The 21,261-nt window shown below is 36.9% G+C and carries 21 protein-coding genes, 2 tRNA genes, 3 pseudogenes and 1 other annotated feature (1 of these 27 only partly in view); of the genes and pseudogenes, 6 read left to right on the top strand and 20 right to left on the bottom strand.

Annotated elements, in window-relative coordinates; translation table 11 throughout:
- Positions 1-99: a binding site (T-box leader), on the bottom strand; it reaches 70 nt to the left of the window's first position.
- 224 nt (positions 100-323) lie between these two features.
- The 3 genes from NBRC111893_RS03815 to NBRC111893_RS03805 all read right to left on the bottom strand — a co-directional run bounded on the left by NBRC111893_RS03815 (position 324) and on the right by NBRC111893_RS03805 (position 2,448).
- Positions 324-1,679, bottom strand: a complete 1,356-nt coding sequence (locus NBRC111893_RS03815; RefSeq protein WP_125008053.1) for a threonine/serine exporter family protein — start codon at positions 1,677-1,679, stop codon at positions 324-326.
- Between the two features lie 271 nt (positions 1,680-1,950).
- Positions 1,951-2,307, bottom strand: coding sequence for a GNAT family N-acetyltransferase (locus tag NBRC111893_RS03810; RefSeq protein ID WP_439957172.1), 357 nt, complete (start codon positions 2,305-2,307; stop codon positions 1,951-1,953).
- Positions 2,308-2,378: 71 nt separating this feature from the next.
- Positions 2,379-2,448, bottom strand: a tRNA-Gly gene (locus NBRC111893_RS03805).
- A gap of 110 nt (positions 2,449-2,558) precedes the next feature.
- On the opposite strand from NBRC111893_RS03805, the gene NBRC111893_RS03800 reads away from it, so the two are divergent.
- Positions 2,559-2,897, top strand: a complete 339-nt coding sequence (locus tag NBRC111893_RS03800; RefSeq protein WP_125008052.1) for a DUF1516 family protein — start codon at positions 2,559-2,561, stop codon at positions 2,895-2,897.
- On the opposite strand, the gene NBRC111893_RS03795 is transcribed toward NBRC111893_RS03800, so the two are convergent.
- From NBRC111893_RS03795 to asnB, 4 genes and pseudogenes are all read right to left on the bottom strand, one after another.
- Entirely contained in the window at positions 2,887-3,600 is a 714-nt protein-coding gene (locus NBRC111893_RS03795) for an aspartate/glutamate racemase family protein (RefSeq protein WP_125008051.1), read from the bottom strand. The two genes, NBRC111893_RS03800 and NBRC111893_RS03795, sit on opposite strands and share 11 nt — an antisense overlap.
- An 18-nt stretch (positions 3,601-3,618) precedes the next feature.
- Positions 3,619-4,805: pseudogene (locus tag NBRC111893_RS03790) on the bottom strand (carboxylate--amine ligase).
- 65 nt (positions 4,806-4,870) lie between these two features.
- Positions 4,871-6,400 carry a UDP-N-acetylmuramoyl-L-alanyl-D-glutamate--2,6-diaminopimelate ligase gene (locus tag NBRC111893_RS03785; RefSeq protein WP_125008050.1) on the bottom strand — a complete coding sequence of 510 codons (1,530 nt, stop codon included), beginning with the start codon at positions 6,398-6,400 and terminating at the stop codon, positions 4,871-4,873.
- 24 nt (positions 6,401-6,424) lie between these two features.
- Positions 6,425-8,305: an asparagine synthase (glutamine-hydrolyzing) gene (gene asnB / locus NBRC111893_RS03780; protein ID WP_125008049.1), complete on the bottom strand. Its 1,881-nt coding sequence runs from the start codon at positions 8,303-8,305 to the stop codon at positions 6,425-6,427.
- A gap of 198 nt (positions 8,306-8,503) precedes the next feature.
- Here asnB and NBRC111893_RS03775 point away from each other — a divergent pair, with 198 nt between their 5' ends.
- Positions 8,504-8,740, top strand: coding sequence for a hypothetical protein (locus NBRC111893_RS03775; protein WP_125008048.1), 237 nt, complete (start codon positions 8,504-8,506; stop codon positions 8,738-8,740).
- Positions 8,741-8,797: 57 nt separating this feature from the next.
- Here NBRC111893_RS03775 and NBRC111893_RS03770 read toward each other — a convergent pair whose 3' ends face one another.
- On the bottom strand, positions 8,798-9,244 hold the full coding sequence (locus NBRC111893_RS03770; RefSeq protein ID WP_125008047.1) for a universal stress protein: 447 nt from the start codon (positions 9,242-9,244) through the stop codon (positions 8,798-8,800).
- Between the two features lie 194 nt (positions 9,245-9,438).
- Between NBRC111893_RS03770 and NBRC111893_RS11800 the strand changes: the two genes are divergently transcribed.
- The gene (locus NBRC111893_RS11800) at positions 9,439-9,564 is read left to right on the top strand and encodes a hypothetical protein (RefSeq protein WP_261341425.1); all 126 of its coding nucleotides are present in this window, start codon (positions 9,439-9,441) and stop codon (positions 9,562-9,564) included.
- Positions 9,565-9,634: 70 nt separating this feature from the next.
- Here the strand turns inward: NBRC111893_RS11800 and NBRC111893_RS03765 are convergent.
- The 3 genes from NBRC111893_RS03765 to NBRC111893_RS11135 form a co-directional block, all read right to left on the bottom strand.
- Positions 9,635-9,718: transfer RNA gene (locus NBRC111893_RS03765), tRNA-Leu, on the bottom strand.
- A gap of 21 nt (positions 9,719-9,739) precedes the next feature.
- The gene (locus tag NBRC111893_RS11140; RefSeq protein WP_225417558.1) at positions 9,740-10,162 is read right to left on the bottom strand and encodes a DUF2238 domain-containing protein; all 423 of its coding nucleotides are present in this window, start codon (positions 10,160-10,162) and stop codon (positions 9,740-9,742) included.
- Positions 10,131-10,439, bottom strand: coding sequence for a hypothetical protein (locus NBRC111893_RS11135; protein ID WP_225417557.1), 309 nt, complete (start codon positions 10,437-10,439; stop codon positions 10,131-10,133). The genes NBRC111893_RS11140 and NBRC111893_RS11135 overlap by 32 nt, the downstream gene beginning before the upstream one ends.
- A gap of 113 nt (positions 10,440-10,552) precedes the next feature.
- Here NBRC111893_RS11135 and NBRC111893_RS03755 point away from each other — a divergent pair, with 113 nt between their 5' ends.
- From NBRC111893_RS03755 to NBRC111893_RS03745, 3 genes are all read left to right on the top strand, one after another.
- Positions 10,553-10,996, top strand: a complete 444-nt coding sequence (locus NBRC111893_RS03755; RefSeq protein WP_125008046.1) for a MarR family winged helix-turn-helix transcriptional regulator — start codon at positions 10,553-10,555, stop codon at positions 10,994-10,996.
- A 290-nt stretch (positions 10,997-11,286) separates the two neighbouring features.
- On the top strand, positions 11,287-11,577 hold the full coding sequence (locus tag NBRC111893_RS03750; protein WP_125008045.1) for a hypothetical protein: 291 nt from the start codon (positions 11,287-11,289) through the stop codon (positions 11,575-11,577).
- Positions 11,578-11,609: 32 nt separating this feature from the next.
- A complete protein-coding gene (locus tag NBRC111893_RS03745; protein WP_125008044.1) occupies positions 11,610-11,834 on the top strand; it encodes a hypothetical protein in 225 nt (74 codons plus the stop codon).
- A gap of 70 nt (positions 11,835-11,904) precedes the next feature.
- On the opposite strand, the gene NBRC111893_RS03740 is transcribed toward NBRC111893_RS03745, so the two are convergent.
- From NBRC111893_RS03740 to NBRC111893_RS03700, 9 genes and pseudogenes are all read right to left on the bottom strand, one after another.
- Positions 11,905-12,267 carry a hypothetical protein gene (locus NBRC111893_RS03740; RefSeq protein WP_125008043.1) on the bottom strand — a complete coding sequence of 121 codons (363 nt, stop codon included), beginning with the start codon at positions 12,265-12,267 and terminating at the stop codon, positions 11,905-11,907.
- On the bottom strand, positions 12,264-13,502 hold the full coding sequence (locus NBRC111893_RS03735; protein WP_125008042.1) for an MraY family glycosyltransferase: 1,239 nt from the start codon (positions 13,500-13,502) through the stop codon (positions 12,264-12,266). The genes NBRC111893_RS03740 and NBRC111893_RS03735 overlap by 4 nt, the downstream gene beginning before the upstream one ends.
- Positions 13,503-13,915: 413 nt before the next feature.
- A complete protein-coding gene (locus tag NBRC111893_RS03730; protein ID WP_439957174.1) occupies positions 13,916-14,827 on the bottom strand; it encodes a DUF1002 domain-containing protein in 912 nt (303 codons plus the stop codon).
- A 173-nt stretch (positions 14,828-15,000) separates the two neighbouring features.
- Complete coding sequence (locus tag NBRC111893_RS03725) at positions 15,001-15,756, bottom strand: serine hydrolase (protein WP_125008040.1); 756 nt, start codon at positions 15,754-15,756, stop codon at positions 15,001-15,003.
- 97 nt (positions 15,757-15,853) lie between these two features.
- On the bottom strand, positions 15,854-16,639 hold the full coding sequence (locus tag NBRC111893_RS03720) for a C40 family peptidase (RefSeq protein ID WP_369689696.1): 786 nt from the start codon (positions 16,637-16,639) through the stop codon (positions 15,854-15,856).
- Positions 16,640-16,772: 133 nt separating this feature from the next.
- Complete coding sequence (locus NBRC111893_RS03715) at positions 16,773-17,843, bottom strand: dipeptide epimerase (protein WP_125008039.1); 1,071 nt, start codon at positions 17,841-17,843, stop codon at positions 16,773-16,775.
- Positions 17,844-17,852: 9 nt separating this feature from the next.
- Positions 17,853-19,476, bottom strand: a pseudogene (locus tag NBRC111893_RS03710) (peptide ABC transporter substrate-binding protein).
- Positions 19,477-19,571: 95 nt separating this feature from the next.
- Positions 19,572-20,117: a C39 family peptidase gene (locus NBRC111893_RS03705; RefSeq protein ID WP_125008038.1), complete on the bottom strand. Its 546-nt coding sequence runs from the start codon at positions 20,115-20,117 to the stop codon at positions 19,572-19,574.
- Positions 20,117-21,223 (bottom strand): annotated as a pseudogene (locus NBRC111893_RS03700) (DmpA family aminopeptidase). The gene NBRC111893_RS03705 and the pseudogene NBRC111893_RS03700 overlap by 1 nt, the downstream one beginning before the upstream one ends.
- Positions 21,224-21,261 lie beyond the last annotated feature (38 nt).

Genomic DNA, 21,261 nt, shown 5'->3' with positions numbered 1-21,261 from the left:
AAATTCTAAGAGCGCGCTTCACTAAGAATTACTATTCGGCTTCCATCATCCCGAACTCGCTAAAAGTAAATCTCCTAGTTACTTTTCTCTTATTATTGAACTGTACTTACGGCACACTTGCATAATACCTATATTAACCTATAAATGTCAATAAAATAGTTTATTGACTCAACTAATTAATTTGCAACACACAGCACGTAAGTCGAGCAGATCTAATTTGTTTAACCCATAGCTCGCAGAACAACCATTATAATATCATATCCCTGAATTATTGTCAGTAACTAAGTGAGATTTTCCTAAAAATCGCCTTCGTATTAGATGCGTTAGTCAAAATGACGCCAATCTCGATCTAATAAGAACCTAGCAACAAATAATCCTAATGGAAGGAACATGATAATCAGCATCGCTTTGGTCAACCATAGCGAGCCTAATCCGATAGTATTTAGGCCAATATAATAAACGCCCCGGTAAATATATAGTCCAGGTACCATAATTACAATAGATGGTACGGTTAAGGAAATTCGAGGATAACCATTGTATTTGTTAATGGCTGACGCAAGAAGGCCTGCCACTAATGCCCCTGTAAAGGCCGCTGCACTTGCTGGAATATTAGTTAAGTCAACTAGTTCCAACCGCAGTGTATTGGCCACAGCACCGATTAAACCGGCAGTAATCGCCATCCGTTGACTGCTGTTAAACATCATAGAGAAACCATATACCCCACAAAAGCTTGCTGGAATTCTGAGTAACATCAATGGTAAAACCCCTAATCCAAGCGGAGCAAAGTTTTCAGGTTGAAAGTGCACCATTAAAGCTACTAGCCACCCAACCAAACTAGCGATTCCCGTAATCATAATCGCATAGGCTAAACGTTCCAATCCAGATCTCATATCTAACTTAGTAATATCAAGGATACTGGTAATAAATGGAAATCCTGGAACTACAAACAACATCGCTCCAATATACCCCGCTTCATGATGACCACCGATATGTAATCCATATTCTAATCCTTTAAAAATAACAAAATATGCTAAGCAGGCAACTGCAACCCCAATTGCAGTGTCGGCAACCGTAGTTAAGTGATGGTCAATCATCTTCCGTCGAACATAGTTTCCGATTCCAGCTCCAAAAAAACAACACAACATTTCAACTGGTCCTCCGCCTAGTAAAAGGATGAAGGCGGCACACGCCATAGCAGCTGCTCCACCAGCGACAAGTGCTGAATAATGGCCTGGACGATGCTGAATTTTATCGAGAAATTTATGAATTTCTTGAGTCGACAACTGGGAAAAATCATGCTCAAAGTCATTTACAAAATGTTCCATAGTATTTAACTTATCTGTGTTAACCCCAGTGCTTGGCAAAGCTAATGTTTGTGAATAACTGTCATTTTGATTAAAACAAGTATATTCAATTGATGTCAAACCAATATCAGCGGAACAGGTTAGTCCCAATGCCCTAGCAATCTTGTTCATACCATCTCGAACTCGCCAAGCCCCAGTTCCGCAAGACAGCATTTGAATTCCCACGCGACCAACAATTGAAGATTTATCCTTAACTGAAGCTTCAGTAACCGCCACATCTTCGCCACCAACAAAATTTCCCCACTGAATTGCCATATGATGGTTTTTAGACAAATGATAAGTCCCATTTGATTTTATCTTATTTGATTTATCCATTGATTCACTGCCACTCCCAATCAATCTATTCTCTCTATTGCAACATTATTAATAATAGAATTAATTTTTATAATTCGCAACATGGATTAAGTTAGCCTTATTATTGGTTAAACTAAGATTAAAAATATGCAACAGTAATTATCAGTTGTCCAAGTCAACAACTGATTTCATTTCAAAAACTTTCTTAAACGAATCATATCCCTTAAAATCAAATGATTCTCAATAATTTCTTCCTCGTAGTGTGTTGTAAAAAAGTCTAAATCAACACCAACTACTCGAAAACCACATTTTTGATACAGATAAAGTTGACCAAAGCTAGTGGACCCAGTTCCGATTTCAAGCCAAGCGTATTTGTTTTCTCTAGCATATTTTCTGCAAAAGTGAGCAACTGGCGACCAATTCCATTATTTCTTTTGGTTGCAGTTACTGAAATGTTAACAATTTCTAATGTCTCGGGGCGCGTGGGTAGCAGAACCACTATTCCTAATAATTCATTATTATTAACGGCCTCAAAGCTAACTGCCCGCTGCATATAATTATTAATCACTCCTTCACTAGGATCGGCGTCAAGAAGCAGTTCATAGTGTTGATGTGTTAATTTATTTAGCGGCCTAATACTTAGATTCATCTTACAAACTCCTTTATAATTAAAAACCACCGCTCAAATTTAAGCGGTGGCTAACTGTAATTCAATTATTAAGCGGGTAACGGGAATCGGACCCGCGACACAAGCTTGGGAAGCTTGATTTTACCACTAAACTATACCCGCAATACAATAAGTATTATAGCACTAGAAATTTTACTTGACCATGTAATTTTTTCACAATTGATTTTTGATACTAAATAACTAATACTATTAAAGTAAAGGGGTGAAACATTGTGTGGATTATCATTAATTATTTTTGTTGGCTGGGAACCATTATTTCTGTTTTGGTTGGTGTTACTAGACAAACTAAAAAACGGGTTATCCAATCACTTGTGTACTCTCGCTTATTTTATTTAGGGATCATTGTTTCACAAGTAGTAATCGATATTAGATCATTCAATCGCCATCCAGTGCTAATCGTCATTTCAGCGCTAATAACCTTACTAATCATTGCCCTAATTGAAACCATTTTAGGGAGAAAACAGGACGGAATTTTAAAAATAAAAACGACGGTTACATTTGTCGTAGCCGCCGTCATTGCAATCATTTGTCAATCAGCTGTTAACTTTTAGGCTGATTTTTTCTTGCATATTCAATTGTTTTATCTGCTAAAACCGTTTGTGCATCAAGAACTGGATAGTTATGATCACTGGCCCGTTCTTCCGCAACTGATAATTCTGTACAACCAAGAATTACCACATCGCTGTGTAACTCATCAACCATCTCACTCAAAATCTTATGATATAAATCAGCATCAACGTGGTTTTTTTCCTTGATGTTATCGTAGATCAATTCCATTGTCTCATCCGCAATTTTCTCAGTTGGTTTGACTAATTCATAGCCTGCATCTAAGATTTCATGATCATAAATACCATCATGTAGGGTCCCCCGAGTGGCAATTAAACCAATTTTTTTAGCATTTGGAAAGTCAGTTTTAATTTGTTCCACCGTTAATCGGGGCATATGCAAAATCGGAATGTTAGTCAATGCTTGCAAATCATCATAGAAATAATGAGCCGTATTACATGGAATCGCAAAGAAGTCCGGTTCAAGCTTAGCTTGAGTTAGAATATCTTCCTTTAACGGTATGAATGGATTTGGCTTACTATGATCTAAAATGTAATCTGTACGATCAGGAACCGTTGCGTGATTAACCAGGATATAGTTCAAATAATCCTGATCCTTATCAGCATCTGTCTTATCATTTAAGATATGAATAAACGTCTCGGTGGCTTCAGTTCCCATTCCACCAATGATTGAAAAGAAATGATTCATAAACCCATCTCCCACTGACTATTTAGCCATAAAATAACGTTTGAAGTTCTTAGTGTAGTTATGCATCATCCATTTGTACAATGCGTAACGCTTAGGGCTCCGATCACGGTCATACCAGAAAGTATCACCATAGCGACCTTCGTCTAATAATTGTAGTGCATGATCCTTAACTTCGTTTTCCTTAGCATATTCCTTAAATACCTTAGGAGATACTCCTAACCATAAGAAATATTTGCTAGGATCTTGATTAGCAAATAATGTTTTTGATCTTTAAGTGAATCAAAAACGTAATCCTGAACCACCCAGTCGGCTAATCGATAGCCATTTAAAGTAACGAAGAAACTGCTTCGACCAGTTCGCAAGTTAATTTCAAATAACTTGTATGAATTATCCCGAGTATCAAACTTCAAATCAAAGTTAGCGTAACCCGTAAATTCAATTTCTTCAAGGAATGTCTTCACCTTATCATAAATCTCTTGGTTAAATTCAGGAATAATCGCCACATAGTTTCCAATTGCTGCAGGTGCCGGATCTTCCAATAAGGGATGTCCTAAACACATAAACTTAACTTGATGGTTTTTATCAACATACGCATTTAACACCCGCATGTTACTATCATCACCTGGAATGAAGTCCTGCAAAATTAAATCTGACGTATAGCCATTGTCATAAATTTTAGCGACAATATCGTAAAATTCGCCTTCTGACTTAATGATGAAGGCTTTTTTTCGGCCTTCAAAGTGAATATCTAACCATTCCACACTGTTAGCGGGCTTTAGAGCAACTGGGTAACTAAATGGTTGTTCAACTTGTTGGCCAGATTCATATTCAGACTTAGTGATAATTCGAGTCTTAGGATAAGGCAAATCATACTTATCACACATCTTGTAAAAGTTCTCTTTATCATTCAGTTGCTTAATCAAGTCGTAATCAATGTATGGACAAACAAAGACATCCTCTAATTCAGCCTTATGTTTAGAAATTAATTCAGCATAACCGTCACCACAACCAATTAAAATAACTGGTTCTTCATGATCAGCATACCGTTCCTTAATTTTCATCATCTCATTAATCCATACAGGATCCTCTGCGAAGCCCTCGATTAATTCAACATCAACGATTTTAGTAAATCTAGTTGGTGCCAACTGAGCTTGAGCAAATGCCTTAACTGGCTGCCCATAAATTTCATATAAACTTCTTGCCATTCCGTATGCGTTAAAGTCACTACCTAACAGCACCGGGGTGAATTTTTTTGAATTGGTTTGCACATCTATACCCCCTTAGTATATTCTGCAACGATTTGAGCATCACCATCGTAAGGTATGTCAACGCCACTAATTTTTTGATAAGGGTCTCTTCCCTTACCAGCAATCAAGACAACATCGCCAACGGCGCTTTCGTTAATGGCGGTCGTAATTGCTTCTTTACGATCTTCAATATACCGAACATCAACAGCATCATTATTGATGTTATCAGCAATGGTATCCGCAATATCTTTAGGATTTTCATAGCCAGGATCATCAGACGTTAAAATTGCCACATCTGCCGATATGCCAATCGCTTTACCCAGTCCAGGACGGCGATCAATTCCTTTATCCCCAGCACTTCCAGTAACCACAAAAACTTTGCTACTTGGATTTTGTGATTTCAAAAATGATAGTACTGAATCCATACTAGCGTAATTGTGAGCATAATCAACATAGACCGTACCATGGTGGCTAGTGGTAAAGTGTTCCATTCTTCCAGGAATAACAATTCTACTCAAACCAACTTTAATGTTTTCTTGAGTTGCACCAACTAGTGAAGAGGCAATTGCCGTTGCCACCGCGTTAGATTCATTGTAATCACCTGGTAAACCAATCTCATACTTACCAGCGATGGCTAATGTGGCAGCTTTATCACTGACAGCAACCAAATTTATCTTATTTTGTTCTAATGTATCAGATAAAGTTTCGTACACGAAATCAATTGGAAAACCGTCGATTTGGTTCGAATCTTTTTTCGCAAACAAGTAAATATCCTCAGGTTCCGTGGTTGCCTTAGCAGTCATATATGTATCAAGCAGATGAGATCCATCTGCATTAATAACAACTTGGCTAGAATTGACTAATAATTGCTCTTTACAGTGTAAGTAATCAGCAAATGTTGGGTGTTCGTTGCGACCAATGTGATCAGGAGAAATATTCAAGAACACACCAACGTCATAATGCAACCCATACACCCGATTTTTCTTATATGCTTGCGAAGAGACTTCCATTACCAAGTGATCCAACCCATTATTGACCACTTGATTCATATTAGTAAACAAGTCCAACGATTCCGGCGTTGTTAGGCTTGATTTAAATTTGTCATTAGCAGTTCTACCAACAATTGTATCAATTGTTGAGAATAAGCCAACTGAATATTGATGATCCAAAATATTTTTCGTAAAGTATGCTGACGTTGTTTTACCTTTAGTACCAGTATACGCAATTGTCGTTAAATTATTTTGTGGAAAGCCAAAAAATGCCGCACTAACGAGCGACATTGTTTTTTGGACATTATTCACGATAATTGCGGGTAACTCAACATCAGCGTATTCAACTTCTGAAACATAAGCACTTGCACCTTTATCCTTGGCATCCTTTAAATACTCAGGCTTGAAATTCCCTTTGCAAAAGAATAACGCACCAGGCTTAACCATCTGGGAATTATAAGTAATTCCTGTATATCCCACAGTTAAATCTAAATTCAAAGTGTTAACAAGTAATTTATGTTCAGAGAGTAATTGCAGTATTTCACCGTTTATTAAATTCGCCAACAGTTGTACCCTCCGTTAAATTTATTAAATCTGTGTTCTTCTTACTAATTCAACAGTCTTTTCACTAGTATCTTCTGGGAAATAAACTTGGTACCAGAGAATAAATGTGTAAACTGTGAAGATCTTTTGCATGTTAGATTTACCACCAGCATGTTCTTCTAGTAAGCGATCCAATTCTTGAACATTGAAGTACTTTTGAGCAGTATCAGAATGGAATGCACGAACAATTCTTTCGTGATACTTAGGATCATTAATCCAACTAGCAATTGGTGATGGGAAACCAAGCTTTTCTTTCAATGCGTTTTCTTTTGGCATATGACGTTCAGCAGCCGTTCTCAAAGAAATTTTAGTTTCTTCAGGAGTAATTCTGGTATTAACGGGCATAGTAGCAGCAAATGCAGCGACTTCCTTATCAACCAATGGTACTCGAACTTCAAGTGAGTTAGCCATACTCATTCGGTCAGCTTTATGCAAGATATCATATGGTAGCCAAGTATTGATATCAAAGTATTGCATTTGAGTCATCTCGTCCTTACCCTTAACATCATCAAAGATGTGCTTAGTGTAATCACCAGAATCTCGGTTAATACTTGGATCCTTAAGTACTCGGTTACGATCATCGTAATTATAAACATAGTTTACACGGTAATAACGTTCACTTAATGGTTGAGCACCACGAATCAAGAAACGCTTACCATGGAATCTTGGCATCTTTCGAGCAATTGAAGCAAGTCCCTTACGAACTGGGCTTGGAACAAATTTTTGATATCTTTCAAATGGAAGTGCTTCAAGATAAGTGTTATAACCACCAAAGAACTCATCGGCACCTTCACCTGAAAGAGCAACTTTAACACTTTCAGATGTTCGTTTAGTCAAGTAATACAACTGAACTGCAGCTGGGTTTGAAAGAGGTTCATCCATGTAGTACATCATAGTTGGTAAGATATCGAAGTAATCGTCACCATCCATGTAAATTTGGGTGTTTTTTTGCTTAATAGCTTTAGCAAATTCAGTTGACCAGCCCAATTCACTATATTTAGAATTATGGAACCCAAGTGAGAAAGATTGGATTGGTTTCAGCTTTGAAGCTTCATTCAACACATAGCTTGAATCAATACCACTAGAAAGGAAACTACCAACTTCAACGTCAGCAATCATATGTGCTTTAACTGAGTCATCAACAAGTTGTTCAATTTTCTTTGAATCTTCTTCAACAGTTTGAGAATTATCAATGTGATCGTAGTTAAACTTGAAGTAATGATGAGTTTCAGTTTTGCCATCTTTGTGCAAGAAATATTGTCCAGGAAGAAGTTTGTATACATCTTTGAACATGGTTTCTCTGGAAGGGATAAATTCAAAACTCAAGTGAATTGGTAATAATTCAACATTTAATCGTTTATTAAAGTTTGGGTGTTCCAAGAATGCTTTGATTTCTGATGCCCATAGGAATGTCTTACCATCATCATAGTAATAAAGTGGCTTAATTCCAAAGTGATCACGAGCACCAAAGACTTCATTTGTCTTGCTATCGTAGATAACAAAAGCAAACATTCCACGGAGTTTTTGTAACAATTCTGGGCCCCAAGCATCATAACCATGAATCAATACTTCTGAATCGACGTCAGTCTTGAATTCATAGCCAAGGTCTTGAAGTTCTTTTCTAATATCTTTATAGTTGTAAATTTCACCATTAAAAGTTAGGACTTTTGACCCATCACGATTCTTCATTGGTTGAGCACCATGGGCCAAGTCAATGATTGAAAGTCGTCTGAATCCCATTGAAGCATTCTCATCACTGAAGTAAGCTTCATCATCAGGGCCACGATGTTTGATACGATCGGCCATATTATTAATTGTGTCGGTTGGGACATCTTTTTGGTTTACAAAACCAACAAATCCACACATAAGTCTTTCCCCTTTTTCTCTTTACATTAAATCCTAAAACATAACGTTATTATTCTAGCAGATAACCGCATGTCCTACCAGTAGAATAACGTTTTCTTAATAACTAGTAACATCAAATCCTTTCGGGCTTGATGTTTTGAATTATTGGTAATCTAGATTATACTTAAAATAAGATAAATTTAGAAGGGAATGGTATTTATGGACGACATCGTATTTTTTAATCCTGGGGACTCAATCGGTAACTTTCATGATTATAATGAGGCGGTAAAAACTGCTCAGATTTACAAAGAAAAAGAGGATCGCAGCAAAAACTTTTTGGTAGTCCATGGCCCTGATAATGAAACGTTCGACGTCTTCTTTGAAGATGATAAAGTATTTCATGATAATGAAAATGATACTAATACTAAGAAATATACTGTTTCAGATAAATTTTAAATTGTTAAATAAAAAAGGCCTTGAAGCAAATGCTTCAAGGCCTTTTTTATTTAACAATTACCCAACGACCATAACGGTGGTCGTGGCATTTCGAACAACGTACGCCGTGGTCGATCCCATTAGTACTCGACTGATAGCATCTGTCCCTGATTTACCAATTACCAATAAATCGTAGCCTTTTTCCCTACTGTAAGCATCGACGATTACTCGTTTAGGAATTCCTTCTTCAACCTTCATTGATGCAGTAACTCCTTGTCCCATACAATATGCTTGCGATTTATCTAATATTTTTTGAGCAGCATTACGTTGAGCATTTTTCATATCAGTAGGTAACGGGGTTGCCCCAACCGTTACCGCATTCCCCATATAATAGTAACTAGTTTCATTAACAACTGACACTAAAGTTAGATTTGCATTGTTGGTTTTCGCAATATCCACAGCTTGAATAAGAGCATCATTAGAATTTTCACTACCATCTAAAGTCACAGCAATATTTTTAAACATATAATTAACCTCCCAACTAAAAACTAATCAGCAAAAGATCTTGTATCTACTTATATAATGGAAGAAAACCACAATACAATCAAACTTTATGCTTATAAGATTATGTAGGCACGAAAATTTATGATTTATGCTTAATTTGATACAATACATAGTAGTTAGAGATCCCCCGAATTTGACGTTAGGAGGAATAAATTATGAAACGAACAACTGGATTTTGGTCAAAATTTTCTTTATTACTTGGTGCCGGTCAACTGTTATGGTCACTATACTCAATGATTAAACAGTATCGCCGTGATCAACAACCAACTAACCGGAAATAATAATATTCAATAAAATAAGCAGCCACCAATTCACTTATTGTTAGTGAATTGGGTGGCTGCTTATTTTATCTGCCCCGAGCAGGATTCGAACCTGTACTTGATTACTCAAACAGCGACCTGAACGCTGCGCGTCTGCCAGTTCCGCCATCGGGGCAACAACAATCATCAGTTTACACTAAAAATGGATTGTTGAAAAGCCCTGCTTACGCTTTGATTGAAAAACTAAGTATTTACTACTATTGGGATTGTTTTTAATCATTAAATAACCAATTAATGCCATTATTAAGGCTCCCGTGACATCCGCAAATAAATCACCCATGGTATCCATTAAAGCGGCTCTACCAACTAATAGATGAGAACCAGCCGCGTATCTTTGCAAGTTTAAATTAGCTAAACTGTCAGCTGTAAATTCATAAAACTCCCAGAAAACCCCACAAGTTATCCCGAATGTAAATGAAAACAAGCTCATTAATCCAGGATGAGTTCGTGCACTTGACCTAACGTGAGCTAAGCTATTAAAAATTGGATAGCCAATTCCAGCCAACATAATCCCTGCAAGCACGTGTTCATATTTGTCCCAATATGGCACACCATACATCTGTAATCCTGATCCTAAGAAGATCGACAGGTAAAGAAAAAACAAAATAAAAAACTAGTTCAATCTGTGGAAAATAAAATTTACCAATTAATTCAATCGCAAACGGGAGCGCCAATAAAACAATTCCTGATGCAACCTCGATTAAAAGCAACCGCTGACCAGAAAACTTTGGTTGTTTTTGAAAATACCAGTAACCAAAATATCCTAAATAGCCAATGATTGAAACGAGATTAACCAAGCTGAGCCATGTACTAAATCTAATTTTGTTTACTTTCATTGAATCACCTCGTAAAATAAATTGTGTAAAGTTAAATTGCTTGCCATTATGTTTGGCTTTTAAGTAAAAGTCATTTACAATAATATTATAATACAAGGAACGAGGTTGAAACCATGTCAAATGTTGAACCAGTTTTATTAGAAGACCAATTATGTTTTAAACTTTATACAGCTAATAAAAAATTCAACCACTTCTATCAAATCGCGTTAAAGCCATACAAGCTAACATACCCTCAATATATTGCTATGTTGACTCTTTGGGAATACGCACCACTTTCCGTTAAAGAACTTGGTAAGTATTTAGAGTTAGATAGTGGTACCCTAACGCCGCTATTAAAGCGCCTAGAAAGTAGCGGTTGGATTACTCGTGAACGTAGCTCAGTTGATGAACGTTCAGTCACAATCGGATTAACCGATATGGCCAAAGAAAAGCGCGATGACATCTATGAACATGTTTCAGGATGTATGTCTTCACTTGGATTTGCTGATGGTGAAAGAGCTGATTATATTCAACGAATCGCCAAAGTTGAAGACAAGTTGGACAATTTCAATAATTAATTTAGTCGTTGTTATCTAAACACTTCTTAGCGAAATATTTGCTAAGAAGTGTTTTTTTATTTCAACATGATAATTATTTTAACGTTGAAACAACAAAATGATGATTACCTGTTAGAACAAAATTAATCAATTAAGTCTAGATTTGAATCCTGCTTGGGGATTAAGCCATTTGACTAAATCGTTATAATATTTAACTTACCCCGCAATTGCAGTTTTATTATTTTAATAATTATCATAAGCGTTGTATAATGAAAACGCTTGATAGGACATTTAAAATAAGGAGGTTAATCATGAGTCCGAGTGATCAAAAAAGAAAATTCATCTTAGAATTTTTAATACCTTATAATCATGAAGTATCAATGAAAGTTTTTAATAAGCTAATTAATGCTAGTCAGATAATGGGTTACAGTATTGAACAAATTATTAATGAAGTCGTTACCATGGATAGCCGCCACGACAGTCTCTTGAACATCAGTTACATACCTTCGCCTGATGGTCAAGACTGCCTCGATGGCACGAATGAAACATCCTTAATCTCAGATAAGGGCTTAGAAGTTTTAGATGTGCTTCGCCAGATTTAACCATCCTAAATTTATTAAAGCAGGTGAATATTATGACTTACAGACAAGCAATTGCAGAAGAAATCGTGAAACTTAGCAAAACCAATCACTATATTGGTGGCATGATCAACAATGGAAATATCATTAATCATGATAATCAAGAAGATGTATTTGATACGGCTGCTGAATTAATTAGTTCTGGAGAAATCCGCGCCAGCTTACGTAAATTAATCAATGGTGAAACTAATATCATCTGGGAACGTAACTCAATTAGTTAAATCAATGAGCTGTATTAGTCTTTAATACAAAAATCACCCATCTCTATTGAGATGAGTGATTTTTATTATATTAAATACCGCTTTGTTGTAATACTGATGATTCTAAGTTGTTGACTACCGTTGTATTACCAGCACCCTTTACAAGTTTTGCAGGAGTAACTGAACTGTTTACGTATACAGTTGTGTTGTCAGTAGCAGTAAATGCAACGTAAGCATATGGATCAGTAGTTAGATTACCAACTTCTTGTACATCCTTGATTGGTAAGTTGCTGTAATCGTTAAATGTTGTCTTAGTAGCACCTAACCCAATGGTGGTAATGTTACCACCATCATACTGGTCTTTTCTCAATTGATCAGCGCTTACTCGAACAATGTAATGCTTTCCCTTTTCGGCTTCAATTGTTCTCGAGTATGTGACTGCACCGTTATTCAAGATATCAGCTTGAGCAAGCTTCTTATCCTGACGATCAATCCAAGTTTCTTTAGCAGTTGTGCTTGTTTCATCTTGTTTTCCAGCTTGGGAACAATTAATCCACCGATGAGGGCATTAATTGGCGCTGTGAACACTCCAGTTATTGTTGCAAGTAAAACATCAAAAATTGGGACAAATATTGCAATTGTTGGAATCAAAATAGAGAATAAAAATCCACCGAATATCAGAACTATCGGTCCAATCAGTGGAATTAGTCCTAAAGCTCCGAAAATTCCTGCAAGAATTGGTGCTGCCATTGCTAAAATTACAACTTGTATTGTTACCCAACCAGCGTAATTAATAGCTGGTGACAATAATCCCCCTGCAGCAACCCCAGCAATAGTTGACGCAAGTGTATCTTTTGAACTAGTGGAAGTTGCTGTTGTATTCTGATCCTTATTAGGATTTTCAGCTAACTGTTCTGCCTTCTTAGCTTGTTGTAACAAAATTTGCTTAAATTCAGTATCATTAGCAGTTTTAACCTTCTGCAATAATGACTGAGCCTCTGATTTTTGTGTTGGTGCTTGCTTAATTGCATCATTCATTGAATCAGTGATTTTTTGAAGATCAGTTTGATTCATTGATGACACGTAATTATTGTAATCAGTTTGAGTCATGTTATTTAAATCTTGAGCAAAGTTTGTTAGCTTGTTAACGGCAGTTGCTTTGTCTTCATCGTTCAGACTGCTGTTGTTAAGTGAACTAAGGACGGTTTGCTTTTGATTGTTAAACTCTGTTCTAAATTGAGAGACGCTCATCTTTTGCATTGCGCTTTTAACTTGAGTGGTTGTGACCGGTGTTTTCCGGGTATCATCAAGTATTGAGATTTCTTTTTGCAAACTATCTTTCAATTGAGTTTTGGCTTGTTGTAATTGATCCCCATACAATACTTCAATTTTATTATATGCATCTCGCCAATTACTGGTTGAATCAACTGAAGCCATCGAACTCGTCTTGTTGCTTGAATTAGCAATTGACATTGCTGAAGGAATAGCAACTGTTTTAGATTGAGAAACCCTTTTAATCTTAGTTGCTTTCTTGGCCTTAGTAGTCTTTTTAGTTGTTTTAGCAACTTTCTTAGACTTTGCAACTTGTGTGTGTGCTTCAGCAGCATACACAACTTGTGGTACAGAAGATCCGGCAAACATTAATGCCGTACTTGCTAATATAGCAAATTTTCCAAAATTCTTCCCCATATTCATTACCTCTTTAATTTTTTTGGGACCCCCATCAAAACATAGACATACTGTGTCCCATTCATTACTGAACAAGCATATTGTAACCTAACTAAATTAAATTTTCCACCATTTAATTTCACAATATTTTAATTTGATCTCCCATTATAATAGCTGTTTTTAGTTATTGGCATTAACAATTCACATTTATAAAAGCATAGTCAATGACTTTAATTAACTGTTTAGTTATACTAGGAACAACGAATAAATTGATTTCACCATGATTTTTTATACGTCCTGTTGCTTTATATATATTGCTACCTACTTATGGTTTTCAAAGTTAAGCTAGTTAGTTTAAAACACACAAAAAAACTCATAAACTAATTCACATGCATAAGCAATTGAAAGTTTATGAGTCAATCTATTTTAATTATTTAAAATAAATTACTAAAGAAATCCACCACTGCTTGCCAGATTCTAGCAAGAAAGCCCTCAGCTTTTTTAGCATCGGCACTATTTGCAAAATCTTTTAGATCTGCCATTTTATCACCAACAGAATTAGCTAAATCGCTAGCCATTCCCTTAGCATTATTAATATATGTGTTAGACTCTGAAATTGGCGCTTTTTGCACGTTTCCTAAAGCAATAACAATGTTATTAATAGTGGTTTGTGATGTCTTATCGTTAATTCCTTGTTCCTGCAAAGCATCTTGAAGCATTTGTTGAATATCATTCTTCGTAGCTAATTGATCATTTTTTTGTCGTTGTTTAGCTAAATCAGATGAAACTTGGCCAACTGCGGCCATTAGTTTACCTGGGTAACTTTTGTCATCACTATTTTGGTTAATTGCTGGTTGCGTTGCATCAAGGACCCCATTAGCTGCCTGAGTGTTCTGTTGATTCAAGGTAATTCCATCGTTCGCTAACGCTTTATAAACACCAGTTAATGCCGATTCACCCGATACCGGTTTGTCTGCAGTAACAGTGATAATCACATCGTTAACTCCAGCCATCGTTGCCACCATCGAATACTGTTGGGATGTCACTTGAGTAATATTATTACTACCATCGTAGGGTTCAATATTTACCTTAACGCCAGTTCCAGGATCAGCAGGAGCCAAAGAAACACTACTGATCATACTAGCGTCGCTAGTCCCAGCTGAATTGATATAGGTAGCATAGTCAGAACCATTAACCGTTAACGATTGATAGTTTGACTTAACCCCCAAAGCATTACTAATGCTATCTTTATCTTCCGAAGCCAATCCTGATCCATACACTACGTATGGCTGCGATAGTGCTTTAGTTTGAACATTTTCATCAGCACTAATGGTTTTGACTCCCATAAAGAAGACTCCCAAAATAGCAACTAACGTAACTGCAATCGTCGCTAATCTAGTCTTAATTTGTGTATTCATAGTGGACTCCTTAAAAATTTATTTGTGCTTAAAGTTTACATCAAAAAAGCCAATTCCTATTTGAATTGACTTTAATTTAACGTTTCTCAAGATAAAATTAACTATTTATTTAGAATTGTCGATGCGATTAATTGGCCAACCTGATTAAACAAACTAATTGTATCAGACCGATTTGCAAAGTCACTGGTCAGTAAAGCTATGTCGATTGTTTGATCACCATAGATAAATTGGGCAACATCGTGATCCAATGACTGACCCTCACCCGTCTTATTAGCAACTGTGATTTTTAATCCTAACTCATCAAAATTCCCAGGTAACTTATAGCGAAATTGCTGATTAATAAACCAACTATTAATTTCACTGCTTCTAGCTAAAGCTCGCTTAAACAAAGCAAGTGACTCAATAGCCGTTGTAAAATTATCTCGGCCAGCTTGTAAAGCATTAGTATCCATCATCATTCGATTTAATTGAGTTGACTTAAAGCCAGCCGATTTTAACCACTGATTAACCACTCCAATGCCACCTATATAGTTAATTAATATATTAGTGGCACTATTATCAGATACGCTAATCATCATGCTCATAAGCTTTCTAACTTGCAATTTTTGGGGACGCAAAACTGAAATAACACCTGAACCAGCTACCAGAGCTTGATCATCAATTTCGATTATTGTATCTAGATTAGTATGACTGTCAATTAACGTATTAAGAACTGCCAATTTAATTAGCGAAGCGGATCTAATTACTTCGTTTTCTTTGATGGCTAGGACATTAACACCATTCTCCGAAATAATAATACTAGCTTTACCCGCAAATTGATTAACTAAAGTCTTAATTGCATTTATTGGTATCGTCATTAGTGCCAATATCTCCTAAAGCCCGCAAATTCTTCGGCAAACTTTTGCTCTGTTAGCTCAGCAATATCAACACTTTTACCTAATGTCCGTGATTCAATCATTTGCCATTACCAATGTACATCCCAACATGATGGACATAGCCCTTGCCATGATCATAAGCGAAAAATACCAAGTCACCTGGCAGGACTTCTTCCGGGGAGATTGGTGTCCCATTTGCGTGTTGATCATCAGCGTCTCTTGGAATCATAATTCCTAACACCCGGTGCAAACTATACACTAATCCAGAGCAATCAAATCCATATGATGAAATACCACTCCAGATATAGCGAAGTCCCAAAAATTGCTTGGCCAATTCAACCATAATTTGACCAGAATTGTCAGCATCGATTGGAATTTTCGTTGCATCAGCCTTAATATAACCTGGACCAACCGGAGTATTTATCTCAATCCAGTCACCATCTCGGCTAAGCTCTTCAAAAGCAGTCCCCTGACTCAATTCCATGATTGGATGTTTAGCTTCATCATACAAATCGGCGAACTTAGTGGCAACTCTTACCTGACTTGTAACCGGACTACTCTCAGTCTCAGAAATCAAAGCGCTGGGAATCCACCCTGGATAACCACGCTTATCTAAATCATCAGCTTGAGTGGGTATCACAACCTTGGTCCAAGCATTATCCTTTCGATCGACTATAACCTCATCGTTAAATAATGCCTGGGTGACAACCCGATCATTATCACCTAAATCAATTGTTTCTTGATCAGTCATCTGTTCAATCCATTGCTTAGTATTCCCTTTAATTGCAGGCTCATCAACTGATCGAACAGCATCTTTTGATGTCCAAATCGTTGCAACAGGAACGTTAATTCTCATTGTTTTCATTCGTCACCCCTCCTATTTCTTCATATGTTACCACTTTATTTTTGATTGTCATTCGTTATCTACTATGACGTTTTGCTTAATTTGTTACTAACAAAATGGGATATGAATTTATTCATACCCCACCTGCTAATTATTAAAATCCTAATCCGGGTTTATTTAATAATTCAAGTCGATTTTGATCACTGACATATCCACCTGAAACTGGATTTTCAGAAAACATCAGTGCCGCATCCAAATCAACATACATAATATTCCGCTTGGCCGCAGCAAGATGAGCAGCTGCCGAAACAGAAACAGATGATTCAATCATGCTACCAACCATGCATCTAATGCCGGCTGCTTCAGCCAGTGCGTTGATTTTTAATGCGTTATCGATTCCACCAGCCTTCATCAATTTTAAATTAATCAAATCACAGCCGCGCATGGTGATTAATCTCAAAGCATCTTCAATCGAAAAAACACTTTCATCCGCCATAATCATCGTATCAACGTTTTCGGTTACATATTTCATTCCCACAAAATCAGCAGCTTGGACCGGTTGTTCAACTAATTCGATATTCAAACCAGCGCTTTCCATCCGTTTGATTGCAACCACCGCCTGCTTTGCGCGCCAACCTTGATTAGCATCTAATCGAATCTTGACATCTGGTCCAACCGCTTTTCGAATTGCTGTGACTTTCTTCAAGTCAGCTAATGCATCCTCTGCTCCCACCTTGATTTTTAATGTCGTAAAGCCATCATTTACCAACTGTCTCGCTTGATCAATCATATCTTCAGTATCACCAACACTGACTGTATAATCAGTGACCACTTCATTACTTGTGCCACCCAATAATACATATAGCGGCACCTGATATCTTTGAGCAATTAAATCATTAATTGCAATATTTACCGCTGCCTTCGGACTGGAGTTATGCACCATCGAATTATCGATCAATTCTTTGATAACATCCGGTTGATCCAATGAGATGTCAATAATTTTGGGGGAAATGATGTCTTCAATTGCTCCAACAATGCTCTGGGTAGTATCCCCAGTAATCACTGCGGTTGGAGCTGCTTCACCATAGCCAACATTGTTATCAGAGTCCCGAATCTCAACAATCACGGTTTCAGCAGTCGTCACTGTTCTTAGTGCAGTGACAAACGGGCGTTTTAACGGAACGTCAACCACCCTGGTTTTCACACTTTTAATTACTGAACTCAAAACAACCTCCTACTTCACGTAAGCTTCTTTATAGTTATAGTTGGCACCAGCAGTGTTATAAACAATTCCTTTAATATTACTGTTTACTAACCATTTCTCACCCGATTGATACAATGGAACGATTGCTTGTTCCTTCAATGCGAGGTTTTGTGCATCAATCATGTCTTGCCAACGAGCATCTGGATGATTTCCGTTGACCCCATTCGTTTTATTCATTAATGAATCATATTGCCTATCTGACCATTTAGAGATATTGCTTGGGTTTTTCGAAGTCAAAATATTCAAGAAAGTGACGGGATCTGAGAAATCAGCAAACCAGTTAGCAACGGTCACTTGGAAATTTTGGTCAGCTTGGCGACTTAATACTGTTTGGCCAGGAATATTGTTCAACGTGACCTTAACTTGTGGTAAAGTCTTTTCAATTGTACTTTGCAGATATTCGCTTAATTGCTTTTGGTCATAAGTATCAACGTTTAACAATGTAAACTTTAATTGTTTTTGACCAATCTCACTCAATCCCTCCGTCAATAATTTCCGAGCCTCAGTTGGATTGTATTTCATTGAATCAGGGCAGTTGTATCACTAGTGAAATCGGTATTATTATTTGGTGAGAACGCTAATCCCTTGGAAACAAAGTTATCAGTTTGAACCGCTCCACCACCAACCACTTTGTTTGCTAATGTTGAACGATTGATTGACATTGAGATTGCTTGCCTAATCTTTTTGTTCTTAAATGCACTAATTTTTTGGTTGAACGCAATATAATATGAAGATGATTGCTTCCGAGATATCATATTTTTATTGTTACCCATTTGTTTAGCTTGAGTGGCGGATAGTTGAGCCATATCCAACTTCTTTTGCTGATACAAATTCAAACTAGTTGACGGATCTTTAACAACGTTAAACTTAATGTCATCAAGTTTAACCTTCTTCTTGTCCCAATAATTAGGGTTTTTCTTCAATGTCCAGCTAAGGTTCGTTCCGTTCCAACCACTCAAAGTAAATGGTCCGTTATAGACCATATTGCTGGCAGTTGTCCCATATTTACTGCCATATTTAGCAACTACTTTAGAGTCCTGAGGGAAGAAAACAGGGAACCCTAGTAACAACTTAAAGTAGGGAATCTTTTGATCCAAGTTCACTACTAATTTGTACTTACCAACTGCTTTCACTCCAAGAGAGTTAACAGCGGCTTTTTTATTTTGAATCTCATCAGCATTCTTAATTCCTGAGAACAAATATCCATATTGGGAAGCCGTTTTGGGTTTAAAGTTCTCCGCCAAGAATAAACAAAATCCTTAGCTGTAACTGCGTCACCATTGCTCCACTTTGCATTTCTTCTCAGGTTAAATGTGTATGTCTTACCATTATTTGAAACTCTAGTATCAGTAGCAATTCCAGGTTCAACTTTACTATTTTCACCCAATCGAAATAGTCCCTCATCAACGTTATTCAAAACATTAAACGCCGAAACTGAAGTTGTTTTGGACAAGTCGATTGTTGATAATTCCGTATCAGTTGAAGTAGTAATCAATTGTTTCTTAGCGTTATTGCTTGAATTACCACAACCTACCAATATCAATGCAACTGTTGCAAATGTTGACGCTAACGTTACCTTATGAGATAAACCCATACAAATTCACTCCCCTGAATTTTGATTTAAATATAATGTTACTAATTAATTTAGCATAAAAATTAGAATTATGCATTCTATTTTTAATTGTTTTCTCATTTTAAAATTGCTAATGCCATATTTCTGGTTTGATAAATGTGAACAAATTTCGCCTTATCTAAGTAATATGTGCCATCGATAGGATCGCTAACATGCACCCGAAAATCGGTTATTCCATCAACTAATACTGCATGATTATTGATTGGAACCTCGCCAAATGGATAAGTTTCAATTTTGGGCTCTTCAAAGTGAACCGTTACGTATGCAAGAACTGGATCACCATTTTTCACAGATTCATAAATCGATTCAACACCTTGATTGCTTAAATCACGATAGTTAGTGTAATTTGCTGCCCAATCGGCTAAGGGCTTGACAAAAATTGCTTCAAACTTCCCATGCGCATTTCTAAATGGTGATCCACCAAATCCTCGGTTAGGATTGCCTGCTTGATCAATAGGCATTTTTTTTAAAAATTCTCCATAATTCACTTCTAGTAATTTACCTTGGGAATGTAATCCTTCTAATAAACTGGCTGCCTCACAACCATTAATTGCTCCCCAAGCATATTGGTCAATGTTTGGTGCGTCCAACAAGATATCCATTATTCAGTCACCCCTAAAAGCGTTAATGTATTCATTATTAATTCATCATATGCAGGACTTTGTTGTTTCAGTTTGAGACATGCATCAATTAATCCCAAACGTTTACGTTGCTTACGATCGATCACTGATTCAGAATGTACCATTGAACTTAAGATTGATTCATCCACACTTGCTGCGACTGCCGAAAAACTTATCAATGTGATTATCATTAAATCGAGTAATTGAATCAAAATCTGAATCCGCAAAATGGGCCACTCGGTTCTGAGTTGAGAATGCAAACACGATTTCACCACTCCCATTACCGATATAGCCCCCAGAACGATTGATACCTACCGTTGCTCGTTTAGCTAATCGTTTTAACTGTCGCGAATCTAGCGGTGCATCAGTGGCGATAACTGTGATAATTGAACCCTTTTCTTCTTTATTTTTATCGGCCTGAATCATATCAGATAATGGCTTACCAATGGGTAAACCATTAACGATAAAGTCTTGTAAATAACCGTAATTAGTCATGGTTAAAGTTCCTACGGTATATGTATGATCATCATCAATCTTAACCACTCGGGATGCAGAACCAATGCCACCTTTTAGGTCATAACACATCATCCCACGACCAGCTCCAACCGCTCCTTCGGCAAAATCTTCATCAGCATTCTCAAACGCTTGATTAACATCATGTTCGGTAATTCGCATAGCTCTGATATCTGAAACATCCCCATCGTTGCATTCGGCAACCACTGGATTGACCGTACTAGTAGTATCACCAATTTCCGGATTTGAGCCAACATTTTTCTAGTCAATGCGTTCACAGCCGTGCCAACTGCAAATGTATTAGTCAATACAATGGGCGTCTCTAAAGTACCTAATTCATCAATCTGAACTAACCCAACACTCTTGCCGAAACCATTTAACACACAAGATCCCGCAGGTAATTTGTCACGAAATAAATTCCCAGTGCCTGGGATGATGGCCGTGACCCCAGAGTGGACCTTACCATCATCAATTGTGACATGCCCAACTTTAACTCCTGAAACATCCGTAATTAAATTTTTAGGTCCTTTAATACCTTCTGATAGGTCATTAAATAATGCCTTTGATAGTCCCATTTAATCATCATCCAATTCATTTTTAATTATCTAAATAA

This window comes from Lentilactobacillus kosonis, from assembly GCF_003864335.1.
Lineage (GTDB): Bacteria > Bacillota > Bacilli > Lactobacillales > Lactobacillaceae > Lentilactobacillus > Lentilactobacillus kosonis.
The sequence above is the reverse complement of the archived record's forward strand: the minus strand, read 5'-3'. Positions and strand labels throughout refer to the sequence as shown.

Coding starts and splice junctions, on each gene's coding strand:
- NBRC111893_RS03735 (WP_125008042.1), bottom strand. CDS start 13,502: ATGGGGAAGAATTTTGGAAAATTTGCTATATTAGCAAGTACGGCATTA.
- NBRC111893_RS03755 (WP_125008046.1), top strand. CDS start 10,553: ATGTCAAATGTTGAACCAGTTTTATTAGAAGACCAATTATGTTTTAAA.
- NBRC111893_RS03730 (WP_439957174.1), bottom strand. CDS start 14,827: ATGGGAGTCAAAACCATTAGTGCTGATGAAAATGTTCAAACTAAAGCA.
- NBRC111893_RS03810 (WP_439957172.1), bottom strand. CDS start 2,307: ATGAATCTAAGTATTAGGCCGCTAAATAAATTAACACATCAACACTAT.
- NBRC111893_RS03745 (WP_125008044.1), top strand. CDS start 11,610: ATGACTTACAGACAAGCAATTGCAGAAGAAATCGTGAAACTTAGCAAA.
- NBRC111893_RS03750 (WP_125008045.1), top strand. CDS start 11,287: ATGAGTCCGAGTGATCAAAAAAGAAAATTCATCTTAGAATTTTTAATA.
- asnB (WP_125008049.1), bottom strand. CDS start 8,305: ATGTGTGGATTTGTTGGTTTTGTAAACCAAAAAGATGTCCCAACCGAC.
- NBRC111893_RS03815 (WP_125008053.1), bottom strand. CDS start 1,679: ATGGATAAATCAAATAAGATAAAATCAAATGGGACTTATCATTTGTCT.
- NBRC111893_RS11140 (WP_225417558.1), bottom strand. CDS start 10,162: ATGTATGGTGTGCCATATTGGGACAAATATGAACACGTGCTTGCAGGG.
- NBRC111893_RS11800 (WP_261341425.1), top strand. CDS start 9,439: ATGAAACGAACAACTGGATTTTGGTCAAAATTTTCTTTATTACTTGGT.
- NBRC111893_RS03770 (WP_125008047.1), bottom strand. CDS start 9,244: ATGTTTAAAAATATTGCTGTGACTTTAGATGGTAGTGAAAATTCTAAT.
- NBRC111893_RS03705 (WP_125008038.1), bottom strand. CDS start 20,117: ATGGATATCTTGTTGGACGCACCAAACATTGACCAATATGCTTGGGGA.
- NBRC111893_RS03720 (WP_369689696.1), bottom strand. CDS start 16,639: ATGAAAACAATGAGAATTAACGTTCCTGTTGCAACGATTTGGACATCA.
- NBRC111893_RS03725 (WP_125008040.1), bottom strand. CDS start 15,756: ATGACGATACCAATAAATGCAATTAAGACTTTAGTTAATCAATTTGCG.
- NBRC111893_RS11135 (WP_225417557.1), bottom strand. CDS start 10,439: ATGAAAGTAAACAAAATTAGATTTAGTACATGGCTCAGCTTGGTTAAT.
- NBRC111893_RS03795 (WP_125008051.1), bottom strand. CDS start 3,600: ATGAATCATTTCTTTTCAATCATTGGTGGAATGGGAACTGAAGCCACC.
- NBRC111893_RS03775 (WP_125008048.1), top strand. CDS start 8,504: ATGGACGACATCGTATTTTTTAATCCTGGGGACTCAATCGGTAACTTT.